This window comes from Afipia sp. GW821-FHT04G03, assembly GCF_059419985.1.
In genome coordinates, this window is the sequence record NZ_JBWKSV010000001.1 from 102,743 (window position 1) to 121,406 (window position 18,664).

The 18,664-nt window shown below is 61.8% G+C and carries 20 protein-coding genes and 1 tRNA gene; 19 read left to right on the forward strand and 2 right to left on the reverse strand.

All coding sequences use genetic code 11. The features are described 5' to 3' along the window. Nucleotides 1-608: 608 nt before the first annotated feature. The 10 genes from glyA (at nucleotide 609) to AC07UB_RS00575 (ending at nucleotide 11,004) form a co-directional block, all read left to right on the forward strand. Nucleotides 609-1,910 (forward strand): serine hydroxymethyltransferase, encoded by a 1,302-nt coding sequence (gene glyA, locus AC07UB_RS00530; RefSeq protein WP_492789632.1) that lies wholly within the window; start codon nucleotides 609-611, stop codon nucleotides 1,908-1,910. An 11-nt stretch (nucleotides 1,911-1,921) separates the two neighbouring features. After that, a complete protein-coding gene (gene nrdR / locus AC07UB_RS00535) occupies nucleotides 1,922-2,407 on the forward strand; it encodes a transcriptional regulator NrdR (RefSeq protein ID WP_019196807.1) in 486 nt (161 codons plus the stop codon). 65 nt (nucleotides 2,408-2,472) lie between these two features. Beyond that, on the forward strand, nucleotides 2,473-3,576 hold the full coding sequence (ribD, locus tag AC07UB_RS00540) for a bifunctional diaminohydroxyphosphoribosylaminopyrimidine deaminase/5-amino-6-(5-phosphoribosylamino)uracil reductase RibD (RefSeq protein WP_492789629.1): 1,104 nt from the start codon (nucleotides 2,473-2,475) through the stop codon (nucleotides 3,574-3,576). 59 nt (nucleotides 3,577-3,635) lie between these two features. After that, nucleotides 3,636-4,247: a riboflavin synthase gene (locus tag AC07UB_RS00545; protein ID WP_492789627.1), complete on the forward strand. Its 612-nt coding sequence runs from the start codon at nucleotides 3,636-3,638 to the stop codon at nucleotides 4,245-4,247. A gap of 45 nt (nucleotides 4,248-4,292) precedes the next feature. Then, nucleotides 4,293-6,155, forward strand: coding sequence for an acyl-CoA synthetase (locus AC07UB_RS00550; RefSeq protein WP_492789625.1), 1,863 nt, complete (start codon nucleotides 4,293-4,295; stop codon nucleotides 6,153-6,155). 158 nt (nucleotides 6,156-6,313) lie between these two features. Then, complete coding sequence (ribH, locus tag AC07UB_RS00555; RefSeq protein ID WP_492789622.1) at nucleotides 6,314-6,808, forward strand: 6,7-dimethyl-8-ribityllumazine synthase; 495 nt, start codon at nucleotides 6,314-6,316, stop codon at nucleotides 6,806-6,808. Next, the gene (gene nusB / locus AC07UB_RS00560; protein ID WP_492789620.1) at nucleotides 6,805-7,308 is read left to right on the forward strand and encodes a transcription antitermination factor NusB; all 504 of its coding nucleotides are present in this window, start codon (nucleotides 6,805-6,807) and stop codon (nucleotides 7,306-7,308) included. The genes ribH and nusB overlap by 4 nt, the downstream gene beginning before the upstream one ends. 2 nt (nucleotides 7,309-7,310) lie before the next feature. Further along, nucleotides 7,311-8,306, forward strand: a complete 996-nt coding sequence (thiL, locus tag AC07UB_RS00565) for a thiamine-phosphate kinase (protein ID WP_492789618.1) — start codon at nucleotides 7,311-7,313, stop codon at nucleotides 8,304-8,306. A gap of 234 nt (nucleotides 8,307-8,540) precedes the next feature. After that, nucleotides 8,541-10,664 (forward strand): sodium-translocating pyrophosphatase, encoded by a 2,124-nt coding sequence (locus AC07UB_RS00570; RefSeq protein WP_492789616.1) that lies wholly within the window; start codon nucleotides 8,541-8,543, stop codon nucleotides 10,662-10,664. Between the two features lie 187 nt (nucleotides 10,665-10,851). Further along, nucleotides 10,852-11,004, forward strand: coding sequence for a hypothetical protein (locus AC07UB_RS00575; protein WP_492789615.1), 153 nt, complete (start codon nucleotides 10,852-10,854; stop codon nucleotides 11,002-11,004). A gap of 76 nt (nucleotides 11,005-11,080) precedes the next feature. Here AC07UB_RS00575 and AC07UB_RS00580 read toward each other — a convergent pair whose 3' ends face one another. After that, entirely contained in the window at nucleotides 11,081-12,082 is a 1,002-nt protein-coding gene (locus tag AC07UB_RS00580) for a Bug family tripartite tricarboxylate transporter substrate binding protein (protein WP_494652547.1), read from the reverse strand. 135 nt (nucleotides 12,083-12,217) lie between these two features. Next, entirely contained in the window at nucleotides 12,218-12,688 is a 471-nt protein-coding gene (locus AC07UB_RS00585; protein WP_492789611.1) for an outer membrane protein assembly factor BamE, read from the reverse strand. Between the two features lie 151 nt (nucleotides 12,689-12,839). Here AC07UB_RS00585 and AC07UB_RS00590 point away from each other — a divergent pair, with 151 nt between their 5' ends. From AC07UB_RS00590 to AC07UB_RS00630, 9 genes are all read left to right on the forward strand, one after another. Beyond that, nucleotides 12,840-13,394 (forward strand): ubiquinol-cytochrome C chaperone family protein, encoded by a 555-nt coding sequence (locus AC07UB_RS00590; protein WP_494652545.1) that lies wholly within the window; start codon nucleotides 12,840-12,842, stop codon nucleotides 13,392-13,394. Then, on the forward strand, nucleotides 13,391-13,990 hold the full coding sequence (locus AC07UB_RS00595; protein WP_494652543.1) for a YceD family protein: 600 nt from the start codon (nucleotides 13,391-13,393) through the stop codon (nucleotides 13,988-13,990). Before AC07UB_RS00590 ends, AC07UB_RS00595 begins: the two co-directional genes overlap by 4 nt. A gap of 199 nt (nucleotides 13,991-14,189) precedes the next feature. Next, complete coding sequence (gene plsX, locus AC07UB_RS00600; protein WP_492792636.1) at nucleotides 14,190-15,251, forward strand: phosphate acyltransferase PlsX; 1,062 nt, start codon at nucleotides 14,190-14,192, stop codon at nucleotides 15,249-15,251. After that, nucleotides 15,248-16,225 (forward strand): beta-ketoacyl-ACP synthase III, encoded by a 978-nt coding sequence (locus AC07UB_RS00605; protein WP_492789605.1) that lies wholly within the window; start codon nucleotides 15,248-15,250, stop codon nucleotides 16,223-16,225. Before plsX ends, AC07UB_RS00605 begins: the two co-directional genes overlap by 4 nt. Before the next feature lie 132 nt (nucleotides 16,226-16,357). Beyond that, nucleotides 16,358-16,693, forward strand: a complete 336-nt coding sequence (locus tag AC07UB_RS00610) for an integration host factor subunit alpha (RefSeq protein ID WP_492792635.1) — start codon at nucleotides 16,358-16,360, stop codon at nucleotides 16,691-16,693. A gap of 38 nt (nucleotides 16,694-16,731) precedes the next feature. Next, complete coding sequence (locus AC07UB_RS00615; protein ID WP_492789604.1) at nucleotides 16,732-17,388, forward strand: MerR family transcriptional regulator; 657 nt, start codon at nucleotides 16,732-16,734, stop codon at nucleotides 17,386-17,388. Between the two features lie 198 nt (nucleotides 17,389-17,586). Next, nucleotides 17,587-17,826 carry a hypothetical protein gene (locus AC07UB_RS00620; protein ID WP_492789603.1) on the forward strand — a complete coding sequence of 80 codons (240 nt, stop codon included), beginning with the start codon at nucleotides 17,587-17,589 and terminating at the stop codon, nucleotides 17,824-17,826. Nucleotides 17,827-18,015: 189 nt separating this feature from the next. Next, nucleotides 18,016-18,093 (forward strand) — tRNA-Pro (locus AC07UB_RS00625). A gap of 286 nt (nucleotides 18,094-18,379) precedes the next feature. Further along, the gene (locus AC07UB_RS00630; RefSeq protein ID WP_492789601.1) at nucleotides 18,380-18,664 is read left to right on the forward strand and encodes a hypothetical protein; all 285 of its coding nucleotides are present in this window, start codon (nucleotides 18,380-18,382) and stop codon (nucleotides 18,662-18,664) included.

Below are 18,664 nucleotides of genomic sequence, written 5' to 3' on the forward strand. Positions count from 1 at the left end.
CGCGGAAGAATTCCGCACGAGTTTCCCCTGGTGTGGGACGACGCGACTTGAGGCGCCTTCGGGCGCCTTTTCGCGTTCCAGGTGAGAATCGACTCGTAAACGAGTTCTGAATCCTTGCCCGCCAAGAGCAAAAATATCGCCCGAGACTCTTGCGCGGACTCTTTCCATCATCCTCAAATCATGAGGCCGATTCTCAAATTCGCCGGCGACCGGCTGCAGGTCGCGTTGATGCTCGTGCTGCTGGCCGCGTGCTCGCTGAACGTGATGTTCCTCTGCGCCCGGCTGTAGGCCCGCGCGATCCGACGCAATTAAGTTGCCCAACAAGGGGCACTGAAACCCAGAATGTGGCGAGATGGGCCGCCGCCTTGGGGCCCGAGCCGGGCTGGAACAAGCCAAAACCGCATTCGTAACGGCCGTGCCGGGGAAAGTTGGCCTGCCGCCCACGGAATCGGCTGCTGGCGGCCAAGGACCGCATAAATCTGGCCCACTAGCTTGTGGAACTTGGCCCCCAACGCCAGATGTGGTATCTCGCGGCTGCCGCCCTTGATGCCACCCGTAACCGTCCGTGCGCCTTACGAAAAGGCCGCGGCGGTGGAGACATTTCATCCATGAGCTCTTCCGCCAAGACTGCATCTGCCCCCGATTCGTTTTTTACAGCCTCGCTCGCGCAGGCCGATCCGGAGATAGCCAACGCGATCAAGGGCGAACTCGGTCGCCAGCAGCACGAGATCGAGCTGATCGCGTCGGAGAACATCGTCAGCCGCGCCGTGCTCGAGGCGCAGGGCTCGGTGATGACCAACAAATATGCGGAAGGCTATCCGGGCGCGCGTTACTATGGCGGCTGCGAATTCGTCGATGTCGCCGAGACCCTGGCGATTGAGCGCGCCAAGAAACTGTTCGGCGCGGGCTTCGCCAATGTGCAGCCGAATTCCGGCAGCCAGATGAATCAGGCGGTGTTCTTGGCGCTGCTTCAGCCGGGCGACACCTTCATGGGCCTCGACCTCGCAGCCGGCGGACATCTCACGCACGGCGCACCGGTCAACATGTCGGGCAAGTGGTTCAAGCCGGTGCACTACACCGTGCGCCGCGAAGACCAGATCATCGACATGGATTCGGTGGCGAAACAGGCCGAAGAGATCAAGCCGAAGCTGATCATCGCCGGCGGCTCGGCCTATTCGCGCGCGTGGGACTTCAAACGCTTCCGCGAGATCGCCGACAGTGTCGGTGCATATCTGATGGTAGACATGGCCCACTTCGCAGGATTGGTTGCGGGCGGCGTTCATGCCTCGCCGGTGCCGCATGCGCATGTCACCACGACGACGACGCACAAGTCGCTGCGCGGCCCGCGCGGTGGTTTGATCCTCAGCAACGATGAGGCGATCGCCAAGAAGCTGAACTCCGCGATCTTCCCCGGTCTTCAGGGCGGCCCGCTGATGCACGTCATCGCCGCGAAAGCCGTGGCGTTCAAGGAAGCGTTGCAGCCGGATTTCAAGATCTACGCGAAGAACGTGGTCGAGAATGCCAAGGCGCTGGCTGAGACGCTGCGTTCCAACGGTTTCGAGATCGTCTCTGGCGGCACCGACAATCACCTGATGCTGGTCGATCTGCGGCCGAAGGGCCTCAAGGGCAACGTCTCGGAGAAGGCGCTGGTTCGTGCCGGTCTCACCTGTAACAAGAACGGCATTCCGTTTGACCCCGAAAAGCCGTTCGTCACCTCGGGTCTGCGTCTCGGCACGCCGGCGGCGACCACGCGCGGTTTCGGCGTCGCCGAATTCAAGCAGGTCGGCGCGTTGATTTCAGAAGTGCTCAACGCCGTCGCCCAGTCGGGTGAAGGCTCGGCGCCTCTGGTCGAGGCGTCGGTGAAGGACAAGGTGAAAGAACTCACCAGCCGCTTCCCGATCTATCAGTAAGGCGGGCTTAGATGCGCTGCCCAAGCTGCAACAGTCTCGATACGCAGGTAAAGGATTCACGGCCGACGGAAGATTCGGCCGTGATCCGTCGGCGGCGCGTCTGCATGGCGTGCAATTTTCGCTTCACCACGTTCGAGCGCGTGCAGCTTCGCGAACTCACTGTCATCAAGCGCAACAGCCGCCGCGTTCCGTTCGATCGCGACAAGCTGGTGCGTTCGTTGCAGATCAGCCTGCGCAAGCGGCCGGTCGATCCCGAGCGCGTGGAGAAGATGGTGTCCGCCATCGTGCGTGAACTGGAAAGCGGCGGCGAGGCGGAGATCTCCTCGGAGGTCATCGGCGAGACCGTGATGGAACATCTGCGTCAGCTCGACGACGTGGCTTACGTCCGCTTCGCGTCGGTCTATCGCAATTTTCGCGAGGCCAAGGACTTCGAGGCGGTTCTGGGCGAGCTGTCGGGCGAGGACGAACCGCCGCGGCCGGCAGTCGTTCGCAAGTGATTTTTTCGCGGCACAGCGTTCGCTAATCCGCTAGCTTGATCGCCGTGCCGGATATCCCTGACCCAATGTCTCAAGACTTGCGCTACATGCAGCTCGCGCTGGCGCTTGGCCGGCGCGGACAGGGCCGCACCTGGCCGAACCCAGCCGTCGGCGCGGTGGTCGTCAAGGACGGCATCATCGTCGGGCGCGGCTGGACCCAGCCGGGCGGGCGGCCTCATGCCGAGCCCGAGGCGCTCAAGCGTGCGGGCGAGGCGGCACGCGGCGCAACGCTTTATGTCACGCTGGAGCCCTGTTCGCATTTCGGAAAGTCGCCACCCTGCGCGGACGCGATCATTGCGGCGGGCATCGCGCGGGTTGTCTCTGCCGTTGAAGATCCAAATCCCGAAGTCGGCGGGCAGGGCCATGCGCGCCTGCGCGCCGCTGGCATCGAAGTTCAGGTCGGCCTGTGCAAAGAGGAAGCCGCGCGGGATCACGCCGGGCATTTCCTGCGCGTCGGCGAGAAGCGCCCGTTCGTCATTCTGAAACTCGCGGTTTCTGCCGACGACAAGATTGCTGCCGCGGGTCATCGCCAGGTGGCCATTACAGGAGAAGCCGCGAAGGCGCGGGTGCATCTGCTGCGGGCGCAGAGCGATGCGATCCTGGTCGGCATCGGCACGGTGCTGGCCGATGACCCGCTGCTCACGGTGCGCCTGCCGGGGCTGGAAGCACAATCGCCGGTGCGCGTGGTCCTGGATCGTGCGCTGCGGCTCCCCGGCACCAGCAAGATTGTTCATTCCGCGCGGCAAACACCGCTGTGGGTCATGACATCCGATCTGTCCGAGGCACCGGCCGCCATGAAGCTTGGTGCGGCGGGCGCGCAGGTTCTCCGCGTGCACGTGACGACCGCGCCGCCGCCGGGCCTCGATCTCAAGGCTGCTTTGAGGGTACTCGCCGGGCGGGGCATCACGCGGCTGATGGTCGAAGGCGGCGCGCGGGTGGCGTCGTCATTCCTGAGCGCCGGTCTGGTCGATGAAGTCTGGCTGCTGCGCGGGCCGGGCACGATCGGCATGGATGGTATTCCGGCGCTCGATACGCAGCCGCTCTCGGCCATCACCCAGTCGCCTCACTGGCGGGGGCGTGCTACCGAGGCCTGGGATAAAGACACTCTCACGATTTACGAAAGACCATGATCCGGAAAATTGGAAACTGGTTTTCTGATCGGATCAGGGTCAATTGAAAAGAGAACTGGATGTTTACCGGCATTATTACGGACCTTGGCGAAATCACCACTATCACACCCACCGCGCAGGGGCAGTTGCACCGTTTGCGGATCGCGTGCCGCTACGATCAGGCGACCATTGCGGACGGCGCGTCGATTGCCTGTAACGGCGTGTGCCTGACGGTGGTTCGGTCCGGTGTCGATCAGGGCTGGACATGGTTCGATGTTGATGCTGCCGCCGAGACGCTGCGCATGACTACGGCAAAGGGCTGGGGCAAGGGTACGCGCCTCAATCTCGAACGTGCGCTGAAGATCGGCGACGAACTCGGCGGCCACATCGTTGCCGGACACGTCGATGGTATCGCGACGATCGTTGCGCGCGACGATCTGCCCGATATGGCGAAATTCGAACTGCGCGCGCCGCGTGATCTTGCGAAATTCATCGCCGCCAAGGGCTCGGTGACGCTCGATGGCGTCTCGTTGACGGTCAACACGGCGGTTGACGATGTGTTTTCGGTGCTCATCATTCCGCACACGTTGCAGGTGACCACTCTGCGCGACTGGCGCGGGGGCTCGGAGGTCAATCTCGAAATCGATTTGATGGCGCGCTACGCGGCGCGGCTGACGGAGATGCGGACGTAGAAACCGCACTTCAACCGTTCAAACAGAAAGTCCGGGGGGATTCGTATGCCGCTGTTCAGCGACTATCCGATTGCAACGCTCAAGGACGTTGAAAAATTCGAAACCGAAAAGACGCTTGAGCAGCGTTACGATGCGTGCAGCGTGTACGACATTTTCGTCAAGTCCGCCGCGCGTCACCCGGACCGTGCCGCGCTGACCATGCTGATGACAGGTGCGGACGACGAGACGCCGCGCATTGTGACTTACCGGCAGATGCTCGAGGGCGTCACCCGCGCGGCGAATCTCTTCGCGAGTCTCGGCGGGCCGGGCGTCGGCGTCGCCTACATTATTCCGAGTCTGGTGGAGACACATTTCACACTCTGGGGGGCGGAAGCCGCCGGCTACGCCGTCCCGATCAATTTTTTGCTTCAGCCGCAGAACATCGCCGATCTCGTCCGTGCATCCGGCGCGAAGATTCTCGTCGCGCTGGGTCCGCATCCGGTGCTCGATATCTGGGAGAAAGCCGTCGCGGTCGGCAAACTGCTGCCGGACGTCAAGCTGGTGCAGATCTCGTTATCGGATGCGCCGCTGCCGGAAGGGGTGATCGGGTTTGCGCCATCGCTGAAGTCGCAGGACGGCAGCGCGCTAACGTTCGGCGCTGCGCGCAGCGGCGACGATGTCGCAGCATATTTCCACACTGGCGGCACAACCGGTTCGCCCAAGCTCGTCACCCATACCCATCGCATGCAAATCGCCGCCGCGTTCGGCGGAACGGTGCTGCAAGATCTAAGCGAGAGCGATATCATCACAAACGGGCTGCCGTTGTTTCACGTCGCCGCCACCATCTCCTGCGGACTCTCGTTCTTCATCGCGGGCGCGAACGTTCTTGTGCTGTCGCCATCGGGAATGCGCAACCCGGTCATCATCAAGAATTTCTGGAAGATCATCGAGCGCCATCGCGCCACGGTCATCGGCGGCGTGCCGACGGCGCTTGCCGCGCTGCTCAATGTGCCGGTCGATGCGGACATCTCGTCGGCGCGTTACAGCATCTCGGGTGCTTCTCTGCTGCCGCGCGCGGTCGCCTTACAATTTCAGAAGATGACCGGGACCAGGATCCACGAAATCCTCGGCATGACCGAAACGGGCGGATTGGTGTCGATCGATCCCGCGCCCGCGGATCCCGTGCTGGGCTCCGTCGGAATCCGCTTGCCGTACACCAGGGTTGTTGTCCGCAAGCTTGCCGCCGACGGTTCGCTGAGCGAGGCCTGCGCGCCGCACGAGGTGGGCGTCATGACCGTGTCGGGTCCGAACGTTACGCCGGGTTACAAGGACCAGAGCCAGAATGGTGGCGCGTTGCGCGGCGGATATCTCGACAGCGGCGATCTGGCCTACACCGACGAGCAGGGGCGGCTGTTCATCGCGGGGCGTTCGAAGGATCTCATCATCCGCAGCGGTCACAATATCGATCCGGTGCTGATTGAGGACGCGTTGCAGTCCCATCCGGCGGTCGCGCTGGCTGCGGCGGTCGGCCAGCCCGACAAATACGCCGGCGAGTTGCCGGTGTGTTACGTGGCTCTGAAGCCCGGCGCACAGGTGACGGCGGACGAACTGAAATCCTATGCCGAGCCGTTGATCGCGGAACGCCCGGCATGGCCGAAGCAGGTCATCGTGATCGACGCCATTCCGGTCACCAGCGTCGGCAAGATTTTCAAGCCGCAATTGCGCAACGACGCCGTGCAGCGGCTCGTCGCGCAGGTGGTCGCGGACACAACCGGGTCCGGCGATGCCGTGATCGATGTCGCGGCGGGCGGCAAACGCGGCATCGAAGTCACGGTGACGCTGCCGGCGGCGCTGTCAGCCCAGCAGTCAGTGGTCGAGACGGTGCTGGAAGGCTATCTGTTCGACTACAAGGTTGCGCGGGCCAATTGAGGCGGTTTGGGGCTGCATCCCTGCCCTGAAACAGGGCTGTTGCGCTTGGCTTTGCGGCGGCCAGCGACTACAAACGCACTCCCGTAAGTCGACAGTTTGCCCAGTGCACTGACTGTCAACTTGTTGCTGACAATCAGAAAAATGGACCTGACCGAACAATGGCTGAACCGCGCCGCGCAGAACTCAAAGACGAGACCGACATCAGCGGCACACATGTCGTCATTATCGAAGCGCGCTTCTACGACGATATTCAGGAAGCGCTGCTTCAGGGCGCGATCCGGGAACTGGAAGCCGCCGGCGTCGGCTATGACGTGATCAGCGTGCCCGGCGCGCTGGAAATTCCGGCGGCGATCGCGATCGCGATGGACGCGTCCAAGAAGAACGGCAAGCCCTATGACGGCGCCATCGCGCTCGGCTGCGTGGTGCGCGGCGACACCATTCATTTCGAAATCGTGTCGATGGAATCATCCCGCGCGCTGATGGACCTTGCGGTCGCGCGCAGTCTGCCGCTCGGCAACGGGATCATTACTGTCAACACCACGGAGCAGGCGTGGGAACGCGCGCGCGCCGACAAGCTTAACAAGGGTGGCGACGCCGCCCGCGCGACGCTCACCATGATGCGCATCAAGAAGCGTCTGGCGAAACCGCTATGAGCGACCCCAAAAAAACCGACAAGGCTCCGGGCGACAAGAAAGCCAACCGGCGTGGCGCAGCGCGTCTGGCCGCCGTGCAGGCGCTCTATCAGATGGACATTGCAGGCGCGGGCATCGAAGATATCTTTGCCGAGTTTGAAAGCCACTGGCTCGGCAGTGAAGTCGAGGGCGATACGTATTTGCCGGCCGAGGCGGCGTTCTTCAAGGACATCGTCGCCGGTGTGGTTCGCGACCAGAGCAAGCTCGATCCCCTGATCGACGAAGCGCTCCAGAGCGGCTGGCCGCTGAAGCGGATCGACGCGATCCTGCGTGCGACGTTGCGGGCAGGGGCCTATGAGCTCGAACACCGCAAGGATATTCCGGCGCGCGTCGTGGTGTCGGAATATGTCGATGTAGCCCATGCGTTCGTCGACAAGGACGAGACTGGCATGGTCAACGCCGTGCTCGATCAGATTGCACGGCAGTTTCGCGCGAGCGAATTCGCGCGCGCAGGTCACTAATCATGACGCCGCCGGGTGCCAAAGCATCGGGCGAGCATGATCTGATTGCGCGCTATTTCCGCCCGCTCGCCACCGATCCCGGCGCTTTTGGCCTGATCGACGATGCCGCGCTCCTCAAGAACTCCGGCGATGATCTCGTGATTACCACGGATGCCATCGTCGAGGGCGTTCACTTCCTTCCCGACGATCCGCCGGACACCGTCGCGCGCAAGGCGCTGCGGGTGAACCTGTCGGATCTGGCAGCGAAGGGCGCCATCCCTGCGGGCTTTGTGCTGACGCTGGCGTTGCGGGAAGCGAAGGATGAGTGGCTCGCGCCGTTCGCGCGCGCCCTCGGTGCGGATGCAACGGCGTTCGGCTGTCCCGTGCTCGGCGGCGATACGGTTTCGACGCCCGGGCCGCTGATGATTTCGATTACAGCGTTTGGCCGGGTCCCGCCGGGCAAGATGGTTCGCCGGGACGGCGCGAAGGTTGGCGACAGGATCGTTGTCACCGGCACGATCGGCGATGCGGCGCTGGGATTGCGGATTCTCACAAACCGGATCACGGGCGAGGGGCTCGACGCGCCGTCGCGCGATTTTCTGATCCAGCGCTACCGTGTGCCGCAGCCGCGCAATGTGCTCGCGGCCGCGATCCGCGATCATGCGAGCGCGGCCATGGATGTCTCGGACGGACTGGCCGGCGACCTTGCGAAATTGTGTGCGGCCTCGCGTGTTTCGGCGGACATCGATCTGTCGGGTGTTCCACTGTCGGCTCCGGTGCGCGCCTTGGTGGCGAACGGAAGCGCCGACATCGAAGCCATCGTGTCGGGCGGGGACGATTATGAGGTCCTTTGCGCGATCCCCGAGAATCGGTGGGATTCGTTCAGCGCGGCGGCGCGGCAGGCCGATGTGCCATTGATCAGCATCGGAAAGGTCGCCGCTGGTGCGGCTGTGCCCCGGTTTCTTGATGCCGCGGGCAAGCCTGTCGTGCTGAAACGCCTGTCCTACAGCCACTTTTAACGATTTTCGCGCCGCAACCGACGCACGTGCGACGTTTGTTGAATCGTCCGAAAAAGCGCTGCTCAAGGCCTTGGCGGCGTTGCGTCAAGGGTATGATTTTGGCATTGTCCGCGCCGAATTGAGGCAGCTTTTCGCCTTTTGACGAAGCATGCCTCCTTTTTTGCGCGCCCGGCCGCCCTGTACGGCCAGCGGGGGCGTTTCTGGGGAAACATTCAGGGATCTGAGGCAACATCAATGACAGCATTATGGTTGATCGTGCTCGCGGGAGCGCTTTCCATCGTCTACGCCGCGTGGGCAACTTCGTCGGTCCTCGCCGCCGATGCGGGCAACGCCCGTATGCAGGAAATCGCTGCGGCGGTGCGTGAAGGCGCGCAGGCCTATCTCAAACGCCAGTACATGACGATCGGGATCGTCGGCATCGTGATTTTCGCGCTGCTGGCTTACTTCCTCGGCATCCTCGTTGCGGTCGGATTCCTGATCGGTGCGGTACTCTCGGGAGCCGCGGGCTTCATCGGCATGAACGTCTCGGTGCGCGCCAACGTCCGCACCGCGCAGGCGGCGACCAAGTCGCTCGCTGGCGGTCTGGAACTCGCCTTCAAGGCGGGCGCCATCACCGGCATGCTGGTTGCGGGTCTCGCATTGCTTGGCGTGACGCTTTACTTCATCTACCTGACGCAGGGCCGCGGGCTCGCCGTGAACGACCGCATCGTGGTCGACTCGCTGGTGGCGCTCGGCTTCGGTGCATCGCTGATCTCGATCTTCGCCCGTCTCGGCGGCGGCATCTTCACCAAGGGTGCGGACGTCGGCGGCGATCTCGTCGGCAAGGTCGAAGCCGGCATTCCGGAAGATGATCCTCGCAACCCGGCGACCATCGCCGACAACGTCGGCGATAACGTCGGCGATTGCGCCGGCATGGCGGCCGACCTGTTCGAGACCTACGCGGTGACGGCTGTCGCCACCATGGTGCTCGCGGCGATCTTTTTCGCCGGTGCGCCAGCGCTTCTGCCCAACATGATGATCCTGCCGCTCGCCATCGGCGGCATCTGCATCCTGACCTCGATTGTCGGCACCTTCTTCGTGAAGCTGGGCGCCAGCCAGTCGATCATGGGCGCGCTGTACAAGGGCCTGATCGCCACCGGCGTGTTGTCGCTGTTCGGCGTTGCGTTCGTCATCCATCAGCTGATCGGCTTCGGTCCGCTCGCGGGCGTGAAGTACACCGGCCTCGCACTGTTCGAGTGCGGTGTCGTTGGTCTCGTGGTGACGGGTCTCATCATCTGGATCACCGAGTACTACACCGGCACGGATTATCGTCCGGTGAAGTCCATCGCGGCATCTTCGGTGACGGGCCACGGCACCAACGTGATCCAGGGTCTCGCGATCTCGATGGAATCGACCGCCGGTCCGGCGCTCGTCATCATCGCGGGCATCCTCGTCACCTACAGCCTCGCGGGCCTGTTCGGTATCGCGATTGCGACCACCACGATGCTGGCTCTGGCTGGCATGATTGTCGCACTCGACGCCTTCGGCCCCGTCACCGACAATGCCGGCGGCATTGCCGAAATGGCTGGTCTTCCGAAGGAAGTTCGCAAGGCGACCGACGCGCTCGACGCGGTCGGCAACACCACGAAGGCCGTCACCAAGGGCTACGCCATCGGTTCGGCCGGTCTCGGCGCACTGGTGCTGTTCGCGGCTTACAATGAAGACCTCAAGTTCTTCATCGCCAATGCCGCGAAGTATCCGTACTTCCAGGGTGTCATTCCTGACTTCTCGCTGAACAACCCTTACGTCGTGGTCGGCCTGCTGTTCGGCGGCCTGCTGCCGTACCTGTTCGGCGCGATGGGCATGACGGCTGTCGGCCGTGCTGCCGGCGCAATCGTCGAAGAGGTGCGCCGTCAGTTCCGCGAAAAGCCGGGCATCATGAAGGGCACGGATAAGCCTGACTACGGTAAGGCCGTCGATCTTCTGACCAAGGCCGCGATCAAGGAAATGATCATTCCGTCGCTGCTGCCGGTGCTGTCACCGGTCGTTGTCTACTTCGCGATCTATGCGATCGCGGGCGGCGGTGCGGCCGGCAAGTCCGCGGCGTTCTCGGCGGTCGGCGCGATGCTGCTCGGCGTGATCGTCACCGGCCTGTTCGTCGCGATCTCGATGACCTCGGGTGGTGGCGCATGGGACAACGCTAAGAAGTACATCGAGGACGGCCATCACGGTGGCAAGGGTTCGGACGCTCACAAGGCGGCCGTGACCGGCGACACCGTCGGCGACCCGTACAAGGATACGGCGGGCCCCGCCGTGAACCCGATGATCAAGATCACCAATATTGTGGCGCTGCTGTTGCTCGCGATCCTGGCTCACTGATCTTCAAGTTGAATCAATAACGAAGCCCCGCGACGTAAGTCGCGGGGCTTTTTCTTTGCGCGGATGCAACGCGCGATTGTTGCCATTTGATGACAGATCGAAGGGTTTTCCCCGCGATAATTTTCAGGTTGTCCGGAAACTCTCGGCTGGTTCCGCGTTATCTCTCGTTCACCAAGGGAGCGAGATCATGGCAGCGGATGACGGCGACCCGTTCGAGCAGGGGAAGCTCGCGCGATTCAATAACGAGCCGCACGAAAATCCCTATCCAAAAGACACCGAACAGCATCAGCGCTGGGAGGCGGGTTACAGATTTGTCGAGCAGGGACTGATGTCGGTCTGATCTGCTCATATCGAACGGAAAACGGCCGCCCAGATCGGGCGGCCGTTTTTGTTTTCACAAGCCCGCCCGCGTGACGTCAGTTGACGTCCATCTTGAGGCCTTCCTTGTTGATGATGCCGGCAAATTTCTTGATTTCGTCATTGATGAAGGTCGTGAACTGCTCGGGCGAACCATAGTCTGGCACGGCGCCCATCGCGTCGATGTTCCTCTTGATGTCAGCGCGTGCCAGCATGTTCTTGATCTCGTTGTTGTAGGCATCGAGCGCGGGGCGCGGCACGCCAGCTTGCAGGAACATTCCAAACCAGGACGACACGTCGAAGTTGGCGAGTTCCGGCGCACTCTCACGCATGGTCGGGATATTCGGCGCCTTGAAGCTGCGTTCCGGCGTCGTTACGGCCAATGCGATGAGCTTCTTTTCTTCGGTTTGCGGCAAGGATGGATAGAGGTTGTCGAACAGGATCGACACATCGCCCCCGAGCGCTCCGGTGAGCGCGGGTCCAGCACCGCGGAAGGGGATGTGCGTCATCTTCAGCCCGGTCAATTGCAGGAACCAGACAGCCGTCAGATGCGGGCTTTGTCCCACGCCCGACGTGCCGTAGTTCAATTTATCCGGGTTGGCCTTGAGATAGGCGATCAATTCCGGAATCGACTTGATGCCGCTCGACGGATGCGCCGACACGATATTGGGAATCCGGATCGCGTTGCTGACTGGCTGAAGCTGCTCGGGTTTGTAGGGTAGCGAGCGGAAGATGCTGAAGGCCACCGCGTTCGGTCCAGGGTTGCCGACTAGAATGGTGTTCCCGTCAGGCTTCTGCTGCGCGAAATACGCGGTGCCTATGGTGCCACCGCCGCCGGATTTGTTTTCGACGACGGCCGAGATTCCCCATGACTGCTGAAGATGCTGTGCAAGGTAGCGTCCGATCACGTCGGTGCTGCCGCCGGGCGCTGCCGGCACGATGATGCGGACCGTATCGGTGGGACGCCAGTCGGCGGCCTTCGCTGAGCGTGGCCATAGCGGACTTGTGGACAGTGCAGCGGCGCCGGACAGCACGGTACGGCGGGACAGTAAGCGCTTCATCGGTATCCTCCCAGCGATCATCTCTTTGCGAGATATTGTTGGGATGGAGCGTAGCGGGCGCGACCGTTGCGTCAAGCAAGAGCGATTTCGCGCAGCGAAATGTCCGTGGGCGCGATCAGTGGCTGACGCCTGAGATCAGCGCGGGCTGAGCAGCTTGAAGAGCGGCGTGAGGTAGCTCATTTCCTGACCGCTGGTCGGTGTCGTGCGGCTGATGAAGTCGAAGATCTTGCCGTCCTGCAATCCGTAGTTGGCGACACGCTGCACCGTGCGGTTCTTATCGAAGTAGATCGCGATCACGCGCTGGTCGATGACTTCTTGATGCATGAACGCGACTTTGCGTTCGGAGCGCTGGGAAATGTAGTAGAACACCTCGCCGCTCAAGGTCGCGACGGTAGACGGCGTTCCCATCACGATCAGGACCTGGTCCTGGCTCGCGCCGATGGGAATTTGCTCCAACGCGCCCGGGGGCAGGATATAGCCCTTCTGGAACTGTTCGCCGGTGCAGGCGGTCAAAGCGGCGCAAACAAGCGCGGTGGCTGCAACCACGCGCAAGCGGGTCGCGAACCGTCGCGCAAGATGAAGACCGGGCTGTCTGGAAACAGTCATCTCTTGTCGGGCCTTCCTCTTGCCTCTTGCATCAGCCGTAGCGTTGACGTACCGGGCGGGACTTCCAAATCTCAAAGACTTCCGATTTCAAATACACCGGGAGCCTTTCGGACGATCAGATATCGTCCCCGGCTTCGATGTGGAACCGAAAATGCTCTGGCCGTTCAATCGTTTCAGGAACCCCACCGCCCCGCGCGGCACCATTGAAGCCATCTATGGCATGATCGTGGCGCAAGCGCGAGAACCGGCATTTTACAGCGGCTTCCACGTGCGCGACACGGTTAATGGCCGATTCGACATGGTGATCCTGCATTTGTGGCTGGTGCTGCGCCGGCTGAAGTCCGTGGCAGGGGGAGATCGCCTGTCGCAGGCGCTTTTTGACCATTTCTGCCAGGATATGGATGACAACCTTCGCGAAATGGGAGTCGGCGACCTGACCGTGCCGAAACGTATGCAGGCGTTCGGTGAGGCGTTTTATGGCCGCTCGGCCGCCTACGATCTAGCCTTCGAGACCGGCGATGAGGAACTGGCGCTGGCACTCTCGCGCAACGTCTTCAACGGAGAACTCCCGGAGAGCGCGCGGGCGCTTGCGGCCTATGTGCGTGATGCCGCCGCTAGCCTAGCGGCATTGGACGATACGGCCCTTCGCGCGGGATCGCGGACTTTCCCCAAGCCTCTGGCTGTGCTTCAGCAGGCGGCAACATGAGCAAGATGGGCCAAATGCCGGACAGCGATCTTCCCTGGAGCTTTCCAATCGTGGTCGCTCAGGTCCCGGAGGCTGGGCTGCATCAGGTTCTGGAAGCCAGCGCCGCGCAGCGAGACCGGATCGCGGCGGCTGCCGGCGTGAATGCCGTGCTGCAGGCCACGGCCACCTTCGCGGTCGTGCCTGAGGTGGGCGGCCGGATGAATGTCACCGGCAAGATCCGTGCGCGCGTTGAACAGACCTGCGTCGTGACGCTGGATCCCGTCGAGAATGATCTCGACGAGACCATCGCGGCGGTGTTCGCACCGGCGGCGCAAATTCCAGCCAGCCCGAAATCCGTTCAGAAGGAGGAGGGCGACGAGGCCGAGATCCCGGATCTGCCCGAGCCAATCCTCAACGGCATCATCGACCTTGGCCAACTCGCCACGGAATACCTGATTTTAGGAATTGATCCCTATCCGAGAAAGCCGGGCATCGCGTTTGCCCCGCCCGAAATACCGGAAGACCCGGATGAGCACCCGTTTGCCGCCCTCAAGGCGCTCAAGGCCGGTCTGGATGAGCCTCAGGGGTCCAAAGACAAGAAACCCAAGGGAAAGTAACATCGCGCGCCGGGAACGCCTGACCGAACCCTTGGCTTCGGTCAAGCCGTTGTATCGCACCACAAAAACGCTATTGTCGCAGCTCGGCGAGGTCGCGCTGTCTTTGGCGAATACCTTCGCCTAATGCTGTCAGAACGATGGCTTTCAGCTCGCGGCCAGTCGCTTCGAGGCCGCAACGATCAGGTTTCCGGGACGCTTTATGCCGCAAAAGGTTCGGATCGCGCTTGACGCCATGGGCGGCGATTTCGGTGCATCGGTCATTGTTCCGGGCGCGGCTCTCGCGCTCAGGCGGCACACCGACGTTGAATTTCTGCTCTTTGGCGACAGCGCCCTGATTGGAGCGCAACTGGACGCACATCCGGCGCTGAAGGCCGTCTCTCGGGTCATTCATGCGGATATTGCGATCAGCATGGACGAGAAGCCGAGCCAGGCGCTGCGCCGCGGCCGCAAGTCGTCGTCCATGTGGCTGGCCATCGACGCCGTGAAGAAGGGTGAGGCTGACGTCGCTGTTTCCGCCGGCAATACCGGCGCGCTGATGGCGATGGCGCGGCTGAACTTGCGGATGATGTCCGGTATCGACCGCCCCGCGATCGCGGCAGTGTGGCCGACGGTGCGTGGCGAGTCCGTGGTGCTTGATGTCGGCGCCTCGATCGGCGGCGACGCGCGCCATCTCGCCTCGCTTGCCATTATGGGCAGCGCCATGGCGCGGGTGCTGTTCGATCTCGAGCGACCGACGGTGGGTCTGCTCAACATCGGCGTCGAGGAAGTGAAGGGCGTCGAGGAAGTTCGCGGTGCCGCGGAATTGCTCCGGGCCATGAACCTGCCGCAGCTCGACTTCATCGGATTCGTCGAGGGCGACGGGATCGGCAAGGGCGCCGCCGACGTCATCGTGACCGAAGGGTTCAGCGGCAACATCGCTCTGAAGACCGCTGAGGGAACCGCGCGGCAGATCGCGGAATATCTGCGCAGCGCGATGAGCCGGACCTGGCGCTCCAAGCTCGGGTACATTTTCGCACGCGGCGCTTTCAATGCGCTGCGGGACAAGATGGATCCCCGCAAGGTCAACGGCGGCGTCTTTCTCGGGCTTAACGGCGTGGTCATCAAGAGCCATGGCGGCACCGATGCTGAGGGCTTTGCTTCGGCGGTTGATGTTGGCTATGACATGGTTCGCTACGATCTCCTGCCCAAGATCAATCAAACACTCAATCGCGACGGCCACGCTCTTTCGATTGTGCCGAACGCGCAGGAGGCTGTCTCGTGACTGTGATGCGTTCGATTGTGCTCGGTTACGGCGCTTATCTGCCGGAGCGCATTCTGACCAATGCCGAACTGGCGAAGATGGTTGATACCTCGGACGAATGGATCGTTCAGCGTACCGGCATCAAACAACGCCACATCGCAGCGGAGGGCGAGTTCACCTCGCATCTCGGGCTCAAGGCGGCTCAGGCGGCCATTGCCAATGCAGGGATCGACGCGCAGTCGATCGACCTTATTGTCCTGGCGACCTCAACGCCGGACAACACCTTTCCCGCCAGCGCTGTCGCCATCCAGAACGGTCTCGGCATCAACCACGGTGCTGCGTTCGATCTCCAGGCGGTGTGCTCCGGGTTTATCTTTGCACTGGCGACGGCCGACAACTTCCTCAAGAGCGGTGCGTTCAAGCGGGCTCTCGTGATCGGCGCTGAGACCTTTTCGCGCATTCTGGACTGGAACGACCGCGGAACATGCGTTCTCTTTGGGGACGGCGCGGGTGCGGTGGTTCTCGAGGCCCAGCCGCAGGCCGGCACATCCAAGGATCGCGGCATTCTCACGACGCACCTGCGTTCCGACGGCCGGCACAAGGACAAGCTGTTCGTCGACGGCGGTCCCTCCAGCACCCAGACCGTGGGTCATCTGCGGATGGAAGGGCGTGAAGTGTTCAAACATGCTGTCGGCATGATCACCGATGTCATCGTCGATGCGTTCCAGGCGACGGGTACGACGGCGGACGACATCGACTGGCTGGTTCCACATCAAGCCAACAAGCGCATCATCGATGCGTCGGCGAAGAAGCTCCATATTGCGCCGCAGAAGGTGGTGCTGACCGTCGATCGCCATGGAAACACCTCCGCAGCGTCGATTCCCTTGGCGCTCGCGGCGGCGGCCGATGACGGACGCATCAAGAAGAACGATCTTCTCATGCTGGAAGCGATGGGCGGCGGCTTCACGTGGGGATCAGCGCTCTTGCGGTGGTAGGTAATTTGCTAAAGTCTAATGATATTTGAAAACACTTTCATGCGGTTGCATCGATGAGCAAGGTTGACCCTCGGTCGCTAAGCTCATAATTTCAGAACACAATATTTTTCGCCGTGGGCGGGGCAGGCGATGATGACCGGAACCGGGAAGACAGTCACACGTGTCGATCTGTGCGAAGCAGTCTACCAAAAGGTAGGACTCTCGCGCACGGAGTCGTCCGCGTTCGTTGAACTTGTACTGAAGGAGATCACCGATTGCCTGGAGAAGGGTGAGACGGTGAAGCTATCGTCGTTCGGCTCCTTCATGGTGCGCAAGAAGGGACAGCGTATCGGTCGCAATCCCAAGACCGGAACGGAGGTGCCGATTTCTCCGCGCCGCGTTATGGTGTTCAAGCCGTCAGCGATTCTCAAGCAGCGTATCAACGGTAACAGCAATGGCAGCGGCGCCCCGGCGGGCGCGGACGACTGATCATTGAGTACGGCGGCGTTCAAACGGGGGGCCTGCACTTGGACAAGGCGCCGGACGCATTTCGGACGATCAGCGAAGTCGCTGATGACCTTGATGTGCCGCAGCACGTCCTGAGGTTCTGGGAAACACGCTTCAGTCAGATCAAGCCGATGAAGCGGAGCGGGGGGCGCCGCTATTACCGCCCTGACGACGTCAATCTCCTGCGCGGAATTCGCCGGCTGCTCTACGGCGAAGGTTACACCATTCGCGGCGTGCAGCGCATTTTGCGCGAGCATGGAATCAAGTCGGTACAGGGTCTCACCGATGTATCGGCGGATCATGCCTCCGCGCTTTTCGACGAACCGTCGTTTGGAGCCGAGAAGGACGACCGCACATCGGATCGGGTCGATGTCGAGAGCGACAACGACGATGACTTCGCTGACGATGAAGCCGCGGCTGCGCGCGACGATGATTATGCCTCTCCGTTATCGCTGCGTGAGCTGGGCCCGCCGCTGGTGGACTCAACTCCGCCGAAAGCTGTTGTGCCGAAGCCCGTGCAACCGGGGCCAGCGAACGGACTGTCCGGCGCCGAGGCCTATGCTCCTCCAAGTGTCCGCAAAAGCACGAAACCAACAGACCGGGGCAAACTTCAGGCCGCGCTGGACGACCTCATCGGAGCGCGAGCGCTGATCGATCAAGCGCTGAAGGACAATTGACGGAGCCATACGCACACCCGCGAAGGACTGGCTCCCGCGATAGCATCATACGCAGAATCGATTTCGCGCCGATGAATCGGCCCTCGCAACGATTCCTCTCGTCCCTCCCTGAATAATCATTCAGGAAACTAATCTCCCTCGGACCGGAACAAGCGTCACCGGAGGGCATTGAGGTTGCGCACATTAGAGGAGGATAAAATGCGCAAACTTGTAATCGCTCTCGCGGCTATTTCCGCTTTAGGTTTTGCTATTCCGGTTTCCACGACTCAGGCTGAAGCGCAAACCATCGTTATTAAAAAGGGCGGTGGTCACCATCACGGCGGCTGGCGCCGGTCTCACAACCGCGCTGACAGAGTCGTCATCGTGAAGAAGCGCGGTCATGGCCATTATCATCACGGCCGCGGCCATGGTTACGGCCATCGTAATCACATGCATTAATTGCCCGCTGCACTTTGGAAAGGCTCCCTTGGGGGAGCCTTTCTTTCTTCTAGCCGGCGTGAGCAAATCCTCGCGCCGCGCGGCCTGTACAGCCGCGTTCGGGCGCAATCCGGAGCGACAATCGCGAGTCTGTCCTTCTTGCGCAGCGGCTTGAACGAGGCTACAGCATCGGTGCCTCTTGGCACGGTTCGGAGCGTAGCGCAGCCCGGTTAGCGCACTAGTCTGGGGGACTAGGGGTCGGAGGTTCAAATCCTCTCGCTCCGACCAAATTATCAATAAAATCAATTATTTACATTGTCTCGATGTGTGATCCATCTTGGGATATCCGCCATCGCCAGACAATGCCACCCGGCAACCAAGCGGACAGCTTCGTGCTGATTGCATCCCGTGCGATCCGCCCAGCGGTGCCGCCTGCATTTCAGGACCCGCAACCCGCGTGTGTTGCTTGCCGAATGCGGTCCCGACCAATCTCTCATTCAGTCACACAGTGTCCTGCTTATTCGCGGCGTGACCGGCGAATGATCTAGAATTCCTGCGATTCGCAGGAGCCGCCATGAACGAGACTTTGATTTCCGCCTGTCAGATGTTCCTCATTCCCGCGACGATTTTGTTCGCCGCTGTAGGCGTCGCCAACAGTCCAGGTTTGAAACTGCTGGTTTGCTTCCTGGGTGTGGCGACGACCGGGCTGTGGATTTATCGCGTGTGGTATTGGGTGAGTTTGTCGTTGATGGACCGCCGCACGGCATTGGGGTTGGCGGGTCTCTACGGGCTCGCGTGGATTTTCACGTTCCTGATTCAGCTCAAGAACATGTTCTCGCCCGGATACAATCGGCGCTGA

What these genes read in the sequence shown, in the direction of transcription:
- AC07UB_RS00610 (WP_492792635.1), top strand. Translation starts at nt 16,358, where the DNA reads ATGACCGGAACCGGGAAGACAGTCACACGTGTCGATCTGTGCGAAGCA.
- nusB (WP_492789620.1), top strand. Translation starts at nt 6,805, where the DNA reads ATGAGCGACCCCAAAAAAACCGACAAGGCTCCGGGCGACAAGAAAGCC.
- AC07UB_RS00620 (WP_492789603.1), top strand. Translation starts at nt 17,587, where the DNA reads ATGCGCAAACTTGTAATCGCTCTCGCGGCTATTTCCGCTTTAGGTTTT.
- AC07UB_RS00575 (WP_492789615.1), top strand. Translation starts at nt 10,852, where the DNA reads ATGGCAGCGGATGACGGCGACCCGTTCGAGCAGGGGAAGCTCGCGCGA.
- AC07UB_RS00550 (WP_492789625.1), top strand. Translation starts at nt 4,293, where the DNA reads ATGCCGCTGTTCAGCGACTATCCGATTGCAACGCTCAAGGACGTTGAA.
- AC07UB_RS00545 (WP_492789627.1), top strand. Translation starts at nt 3,636, where the DNA reads ATGTTTACCGGCATTATTACGGACCTTGGCGAAATCACCACTATCACA.
- nrdR (WP_019196807.1), top strand. Translation starts at nt 1,922, where the DNA reads ATGCGCTGCCCAAGCTGCAACAGTCTCGATACGCAGGTAAAGGATTCA.
- AC07UB_RS00595 (WP_494652543.1), top strand. Translation starts at nt 13,391, where the DNA reads ATGAGCAAGATGGGCCAAATGCCGGACAGCGATCTTCCCTGGAGCTTT.
- AC07UB_RS00580 (WP_494652547.1), bottom strand. Translation starts at nt 12,082, where the DNA reads ATGAAGCGCTTACTGTCCCGCCGTACCGTGCTGTCCGGCGCCGCTGCA.
- glyA (WP_492789632.1), top strand. Translation starts at nt 609, where the DNA reads ATGAGCTCTTCCGCCAAGACTGCATCTGCCCCCGATTCGTTTTTTACA.
- AC07UB_RS00570 (WP_492789616.1), top strand. Translation starts at nt 8,541, where the DNA reads ATGACAGCATTATGGTTGATCGTGCTCGCGGGAGCGCTTTCCATCGTC.
- AC07UB_RS00585 (WP_492789611.1), bottom strand. Translation starts at nt 12,688, where the DNA reads ATGACTGTTTCCAGACAGCCCGGTCTTCATCTTGCGCGACGGTTCGCG.
- AC07UB_RS00630 (WP_492789601.1), top strand. Translation starts at nt 18,380, where the DNA reads ATGAACGAGACTTTGATTTCCGCCTGTCAGATGTTCCTCATTCCCGCG.
- thiL (WP_492789618.1), top strand. Translation starts at nt 7,311, where the DNA reads ATGACGCCGCCGGGTGCCAAAGCATCGGGCGAGCATGATCTGATTGCG.
- AC07UB_RS00590 (WP_494652545.1), top strand. Translation starts at nt 12,840, where the DNA reads ATGCTCTGGCCGTTCAATCGTTTCAGGAACCCCACCGCCCCGCGCGGC.
- ribH (WP_492789622.1), top strand. Translation starts at nt 6,314, where the DNA reads ATGGCTGAACCGCGCCGCGCAGAACTCAAAGACGAGACCGACATCAGC.
- plsX (WP_492792636.1), top strand. Translation starts at nt 14,190, where the DNA reads ATGCCGCAAAAGGTTCGGATCGCGCTTGACGCCATGGGCGGCGATTTC.
- ribD (WP_492789629.1), top strand. Translation starts at nt 2,473, where the DNA reads ATGTCTCAAGACTTGCGCTACATGCAGCTCGCGCTGGCGCTTGGCCGG.